This is a genomic window from Phenylobacterium sp., from assembly GCF_016793225.1.
Taxonomy (GTDB): Bacteria; Pseudomonadota; Alphaproteobacteria; order Caulobacterales; family Caulobacteraceae; genus Phenylobacterium.
Genome location: NZ_JAEUMN010000006.1, coordinates 1 through 4,467, shown reverse-complemented (window position 1 = coordinate 4,467; position 4,467 = coordinate 1). Strand labels below are relative to the sequence as shown.

Here is a 4,467-nt window from a genome sequence, read left to right as displayed (position 1 = left end):
AGGGAACGGTGTCCGTCCAGACGGAGTATCGCGACTTCGATGTCCGCGGCCTTGCCCTGCGGGTGTCGCCCAGCGGGCGCAAGTCGTGGACCTATCGGTATCGAGATCGCATCACGGGCGCCCAGAGCCGTATCCACATCGGCCTCTTCGATCCCACGACCGACACGGAGCCCGACGACGAAGGGATCTGCGCCCTCACCTTGCACGGGGCCAGGGTCGCCGCCCGGAAACTCCGGGCCCAGATCGACGCCGGCCGAAATCCCGCCGTCGAACGGCGTCGTGTTCGAGAGACGGCCCGCTCCCAACCGATCAAGTCGATGAAGGACCTCGCCCAGGTCTACTTCGCCGCCTGCGAGTCCGGGACGCACCGAAGCGGCCGGGGCCGGAAGAAGGCGCCCAGCACCCTTGCTGCTGAACGGTGGCTCTGGGCCAAGCACCTGGAGCCCCGATTGGGATCCGACCTGGTAGAGCAGGTCACGCGCAGCCGAGTTCGCTTGCTCCTGCGCGAGATCTTCGAGGCGTCCGGTGGGCAAGCCAACCGGGCGCGCGCCCTCCTCTCGCAGATGTTCAACTTCGCGATCGGCGAGGAGCGGCTCGTCCTGAATCCCGTCACGCATGTGGCGCGGGTGTCCGAGGTTTCGGCGAGGACCCGAACACTGACCAACGACGAGATGAAGGCCTTCTGGGCCGCACTTCAGAATAGCGATGCGCTCGTCATCCGCGACAAGAAGGCCGGTGACAAGGTGCTGGTCAGCCGGTCCGTTCGCATCGCCATCGCGTTGGCCCTGTTCACCCTGCAGCGTCGTGGTGAGATCGCCGGGATGCACAGGGACGAGCTCGACCTTGAGCGGAAGACGTGGCTGATCCCTGCCGAACGCACGAAGGGCCGCTCTGAGCACCTCGTGCCGCTATCGGACCCGGCGGTGGTCCTGATCAGGGAGGCGCTGCAGCTGCAGGACGCGCGGCGCAAGGGCGCAAGCGGGTTCGTCTTCCCCTCGCCCCACACGAACGACGCCGCCATCGAAGCCGCCGCGCTCAGCCACGCCATGGCGGACCTCACCGCGGCGCTCGATCTCGACGACGTGCGGCTTCACGATCTGCGGCGGACCGGCGCGACGGGGATCGCGGCCCTGGGCGTGCCGCCCTACATCGTCTCCAAGGTGCTGGCGCATAAGGACGGCGGCGGAGGCGCCGCGATCACCGCCCGCCACTACAATCTCTATGCCTATGCCGCCGAGAAGCGGGATGCCCTGGACCGCTGGTCGCGACATCTGGAGGCGGTGCTCCAGATCGGACGTCCGCCGGACCCGCGTGCGGCCCGACCGGCAGCGCCGGAACGCCTGTGGACCGACCTGGTCGATGACCCTGAAGCGGGTTACGCCGCCGCCGGGACGGAGCGGCTCTGGACCGATCTCGTCGAAGCCTGAGCCGCCACCGGGTGCTCGCGACGAGCGCTACGCGTGGTCGCGTCTCCGCAACCCGCCGCAGACCCATGGTCGAAGCGGCGAACCCTACTGCACGCTAGCGTTAGAGGGCGCACCGAAGCGCAAGGCGAGGTGGTCGGCGAGGTCCGCGACCTCACGGTACAATTCGGCTCGGCCTGCTTCGTCGGCGGTCTCGGCCAGAGCGATCAAGGCCAGGCAGCGATCCACGATGGCGCGAGCTCGGGGACTGCCGCGAGTGCGGACTCGAAGCTCGAGCAGGTATGCCAGATTTGCATCCATCGATCCCGCTTCCCCCGGGGTTGAGCGCACAGGCTCGGCTCCACAGTCCGTGGTGTGGTGAACGCTGCCAGACCCCCGTCTCGCAGCGCGGATTGCCCCCTAAACCTCTACCGCTGTTCTTATATCGCCGTTACAGCAAAGGGAGGCCGGTCGGACTAAACCAAGCGCTGCCTTGCGGCAACACCGGCGCAATGTCCCAGCCATCGCGGCCTATGCCATCGCGCACCCGCCCACATGACAGAATAGGGCCGGCCAACGGCCCGGCAGCCAAGCCATCCGCGCGGTGAAGTGACCTACGCCGAGGCGCAAAGGCACGCGAGCGTCGCTATCGGCGCGCCGCCGGGTTCGCTGCCGGCTGAGGGGCGAAGCGCGCCACCAGGTCGTACGCCTCCCCCGGAAACGTCAGACGCACGTGCGTAATCCGATCATCCCCCCGCCAGGTCTGGCGTTCCAGCACCAGACAGGCGGCCTGGGCCTCGATTCCGAGGAGGATGGAGGTCGCCCTGGGGACATTCGCGGCGCTGATGCGGTGTTCCGCTTCGGTCCACGGCACATGGCTGAGCAACCAGCTGCCAGGGGCGACCCGCATAAAGTCGACGTCCGCCGCCTCAGGCACCGCCGCCAGGTTGATGAGCCTTTCCTCCAAGGCGAACGGCCGACCGCTCGCGCGGTGCAGGCAACGCAGCGCGAGCACCTCTACCGGCAGATCAAGCCCGAGTTCCTCGATCTCGCGGCGTCCTGCGAGGCGGACCTTCCGCGACTGCAGTTCGTAGCCATACGGCTCGCCGCGGGCGGTCACCTCGGCGGGGATGTCGGGAATGTCGAGCACCACGGAGTGGATGCGAGGGCGCGAAACAAACGAGCCCGCTTTGCGTCGCCGGATGATCAGCCCGGACTCCGCCAGCGGAGCCAGCGCCTTGTTCACCGTCATGCGCGAGCAGCCGTACTCGGCCATCAGTTCGTGCTCGTAAGGGATCCGGTGGCCGGGCGGCCAGGCGCCCGACAGGATGCGCTCGGAGATGTCCGAGCGGATCCGTTTGTGCAGGGTCGCGTCCTTGAGGTCGGTCATGCGGTCAGGCGATCCAGGGCGGCGCGATAGCGGGCGACGATTCGGTCACGATGCCGATGCCGGCCATTTTCGACCACACGCACGCCGGCGCGCCAGACCTCCTTCAGGGCCTTTGCGCCTTCCACGAACACGAAACTGTCGAGCAGGGCATCGCCGGCCTCGCCCGGCCGCGCCTGATGGTCGGCTTCGAGCACCAGGATATCGGCCGAAGCGCCTACGGCCAGCGACGCACGCGTCCCGAGCGCCTGGCCGCCGCCGCCAAGGGCGCCGCGATAGAGCGCCCCACCCGTCGAGACCCCAGGCGCAGGGGCCAGCACGTTGCGCGCGCGCCGGTGCAGGCGCTGGCCATACTCCAGCAGGCGCAGCTCCTCGGCCGCGTCGATACGCACGTTGGAATCCGATCCGACACCGAACACACCGCCGGCTTCCAGGTACGCCGCCGCCGGGAACAGGCCGTCGCCCAGGTTGGCCTCGGTGATCGGGCAGAGGCCCGCGACGGCGCCGCTGAGCGCAAGCCGCCGGCACTCCTCGGTCGTCATGTGGGTGGCATGCACCAGGCACCAGCGCGCATCGACAGGCAGGCGGTCCAGCAGCCACGCCACTGGGCGCGCGCCCGACCAGGCCACGCAGTCGTCGACCTCGCGCATCTGCTCGGCGATGTGAATGTGGATCGGGCCCGAGGTGAACCCCGCCACCGCCGCAAGCTCCGATTCCGTCACCGCCCGCAGGCTGTGCGGCGCGGCGCCCAGCACCGCGTCAGGGAGGCCCGACACTGCGGCGCGGCTGGCCTCAAGCAGCCGAAGGTAGGCATCCAGGTCGGTGACGAAGCGTCGCTGGCCGGCCTGCGGCGGCAGGCCACCCAGGCCGCCATGGGCATAGAAGACGGGCAGAAGGGTGAGGCCGATGCCGGTCTCGGCCGCGGCCGCGGCGATCCTGCAAGCCATCTCGCCGGGATCGGCATAGGGCGCGCCGTCGGGGCTGTGGTGCAGGTAGTGGAACTCTCCGACGCGGGTGAAGCCGGATTCGAGCATTTCGGCGAAGGCCAGGGCCGCCACCGCCTCGACGGCTTCCGGGTCCAGCCGGTCAACGAACCGGTACATGAGCTCACGCCAGGTCCAGAAGCTGTCATCCGCTGGACCGCGCACCTCGGTCAGGCCGGCCATGGCCCGCTGGAACGCATGGCTGTGCAGGTTCGGCAGGCCCGGCAACGCCACGCCGGCCCGGTGATCGCCGGCCTGGGCCGGGACGCCCTGCGCGACCGCCGCGATCCGTCCGTCGGCCAGGGTGAGGCGGACATCGGCGCCCCATCCTGCCGGAAGGAGAGCCTGCGCGCACCAGAGGAAGGTTTCGTTCATGACCCCCGCCGACGACCGAAAAACACCGAGAGCGGCCCTCTTATGTCTATACAAAACTTTTCAGCGCCGCTAGATTTTTCCTCGGGAGCGGCTGGAGGATGCCTTGCGTTGCGAACGGGTCTGGCGCCATGCGCGACTGGCCTTGCTCGACCCCTCACGATCGGGGCTGGGTGAGGTTTCAGACGGCGTCCTGGCGTGCGGCGATGGGCGTATCCGGTTCGCGGGCTCGGCGGCCGACGCCCCGAACTTCGAGGCCGCGGAGACCATCGACTGCGAGGGGCGCTGGATCACGCCCGGCCTGATCGATCCGCATACGCAC

At 69.0% G+C, this 4,467-nt stretch carries 3 protein-coding genes and 1 pseudogene; 2 read left to right on the top strand and 2 right to left on the bottom strand.

The window, feature by feature from the left end; genetic code table 11:
• Positions 1-1,427 (top strand): site-specific integrase (locus JNK30_RS00470; protein WP_293479150.1); only part of this gene is annotated, 1,427 nt, incomplete at its 5' end.
• Between the two features lie 622 nt (positions 1,428-2,049).
• Here JNK30_RS00470 and hutC read toward each other — a convergent pair.
• Together hutC and JNK30_RS00460 are read right to left on the bottom strand one after the other, a co-directional pair.
• Positions 2,050-2,793, bottom strand: coding sequence for a histidine utilization repressor (gene hutC / locus JNK30_RS00465; RefSeq protein ID WP_293479149.1), 744 nt, complete (start codon positions 2,791-2,793; stop codon positions 2,050-2,052).
• Positions 2,790-4,148 carry a formimidoylglutamate deiminase gene (locus JNK30_RS00460; RefSeq protein WP_293479148.1) on the bottom strand — a complete coding sequence of 453 codons (1,359 nt, stop codon included), beginning with the start codon at positions 4,146-4,148 and terminating at the stop codon, positions 2,790-2,792. Before JNK30_RS00460 ends, hutC begins: the two co-directional genes overlap by 4 nt.
• A 103-nt stretch (positions 4,149-4,251) precedes the next feature.
• On the opposite strand from JNK30_RS00460, the pseudogene JNK30_RS00455 reads away from it, so the two are divergent.
• Positions 4,252-4,467, top strand: a pseudogene (locus JNK30_RS00455) (imidazolonepropionase); the annotation flags it as partial.